At 67.2% G+C, this 2,256-nt stretch carries 3 protein-coding genes; 2 read left to right on the forward strand and 1 reads right to left on the reverse strand.

The window, feature by feature from the left end; all coding sequences use genetic code 11:
* Both AC2VON_RS01205 and AC2VON_RS01210 read left to right on the forward strand, forming a co-directional pair.
* Positions 1 to 350, forward strand: a 350-nt coding sequence (locus tag AC2VON_RS01205; RefSeq protein ID WP_486951317.1) for a replication initiator, incomplete at its 5' end; no start/stop codon positions are given.
* On the forward strand, positions 347 to 559 hold the full coding sequence (locus tag AC2VON_RS01210) for a hypothetical protein (RefSeq protein WP_486951318.1): 213 nt from the start codon (positions 347 to 349) through the stop codon (positions 557 to 559). The genes AC2VON_RS01205 and AC2VON_RS01210, both read left to right, overlap by 4 nt.
* Before the next feature lie 288 nt (positions 560 to 847).
* Here AC2VON_RS01210 and AC2VON_RS01215 read toward each other — a convergent pair whose 3' ends face one another.
* A complete protein-coding gene (locus AC2VON_RS01215; RefSeq protein ID WP_486951319.1) occupies positions 848 to 2,251 on the reverse strand; it encodes a recombinase family protein in 1,404 nt (467 codons plus the stop codon).
* Positions 2,252 to 2,256 lie beyond the last annotated feature (5 nt).

The following is a 2,256-nucleotide window of genomic DNA, read 5'->3' on the forward strand; positions in this document are numbered from 1 at the left end:
CGCTGCCGGGAAACACCGCGATGCTGGCCTGGCTGCACACCCTGGGCTATCGCGGGCACATCACCACCAAATCGCGGCGCTTCTCCACCACCATGGGCGCGCTGCGCGCCGCCCGCCACCACTGGCGCCAACACGACGCTGAGCAACCCCACGACGAGGACCAGCACGAAGCGCCCGACCGGGCAGCCCGGTCCAGTGCGACGGGGGAGCTGACGGATTGGCGCATCGACGGTGCCGGGCATCGCAACGACGGCGAACGCCTGCTGGTGCACACCGCGGCACAGCAAGCCCGCCAACACCGCTATCTGGCCCGCCAGTATGCCCGCGACGAGACCGGCGCCAGCCCATGACCACCGCCGCACCGCGACAGCCGACCAACACCAACGCGGGCGTTGACGCACAGAACGGCACGGCCGGGCCATCGCGCGAGCGCATGCAGTGCCCGGCAGGCCGCGACGAGTTCACCGCGTGGCTGATCGCATCATGTCAACGCCAGGACCTCCCGGTGACCGTCACCGACCCCACGGTGCTGGCCGCCGTCGCCACCCTGCTGCGGTGACGGCACCAACCCCATCCCGCGACAGTCACCCTCTGTCGGTCAGCCACCCAAACGGTCATCGTGAAAACTGTTCGGCCACCACACTTTCCCCGGCGACAAAAACGCCTCTGGTGTCGGGGCGGGGGAGCTGTCCAGGCTCGAATCCGGTTCGACCGCATGCGGCCTTGGGCCTTGACAGCTCACCCACCCCGACCCACACTCAGCACTCGCCAGGGAAAACAACGCCATAGGCGGGCGGCGGTCGATCGGCGCCGATGGCGGCGCGGCCAACGATGCCGACCACCATGTTTAGATGCGCCAGTGGGGTTGGACCCGGTTGATATCCAAGCTGCGCGACCCAGGGGTGCCAGCGGCGATGACGGCATGATCGAGAATGGATTTAACGATGGCCTGCTGGCGATCCAGACCCAAGTCATCCCACTGTTCACGCAGCGCCCCGCCAGTACCGGCCAGCTCATAGACCGCGGTGGTGTCGGTGGCTGTCGCGATGTCCCGCCGTGCCTGTTGAATTCGGCTGGTGATCGGGTCGCGGGCAGCGATCCATTCCCGCGCGGTGACCGCCCCATCGGCATACAGGGTCGCCAACTCATCGAGGCGGGCCTGATCCGTTTCGACCTGGGCGGCCAAATCGGCAACATCGCGATCCGGGCTGGATTTCCCGGCCAGCGCGTCGGCCAACTGCGGTGAATCCAGCCGCGCCAACACTGCTTCGGTCAGAAGTTCCTCGACCGGGGCGGCGACCACCGTCAACCGGCCACACCCACCATGATCCGGCCCCTTCAAACACACGTAGCGACGTACTCGATTCTGCGGATTGCTATGCTGGGCTTGGGAATACAGTCGGTTGCCGCAGCGCCCGCACCGCAGCATCCCCGACAGTAGGTAGGTGCGGGCGGTGCGGGCTTTGGTCACCGAGCGTGCTGCCATGCGCGCCAGCACCCGATCACGGTCTGCTGGGGTGATGATCGCGGGCCACACCGCCGCACCGATCACCTCCCCGCGGTGCTCGCGCAACCCGGCGATACGCCCCGAGGACAGCACCTGGCGCACCGCCGTGGTCTGCCACGATGTCGCCACGCTAGGGGCGATCTGCGATTCGTTGAGCCAGATCGTCAACGACCGCAACGATTGGCCGGCCAGGTACCGGTCCACCATCTGGCGGATCACTGCGGCCTCCGATTCGCGCACGGTGATCTTGTCGGCTTCATACCCGAACGGGCGCGCTGAACCGTGCGGCAACCCGGCCTGGGCGTTCTGCAACATCTTGCGGCGGATACGCGCCGACTTGCGACCGGATTCCTTGGCGGCGAACGCGGCGAAGATGCGGGCCATGAAAAGTCCGTCATCGTTGCCCAGGTCGATGTCGGCGGTCACCGTCGCCACATCGCGCACCCCGACCGATTCGCACAGCGTGACGAACTCCTCCAACTCCACCGGACGCCGATGCAGCCGGTCCAGGTTGTAGACGATCACCGCATCCCGATCCCCGGATGCCAGATCAGCCAACATCCGGGCGTACTGGCGGCGCGGCTTGCCGGAGAACGCCGACACATCGTTGTCGACATATTCGGCGCCGACCGGCCAGCCCCGATCCGCGGCCAGCTTGCGGCAATCCTCCAACTGCCGCGCCACCCCCAACCCCGTGCCCTCGGCATCCGAGGAAATCCGGGCATAAATCGCCGCCGAGCACACCCCAA

It is taken from the genome of Mycobacterium sp. TH-M82 (assembly GCF_057473605.1).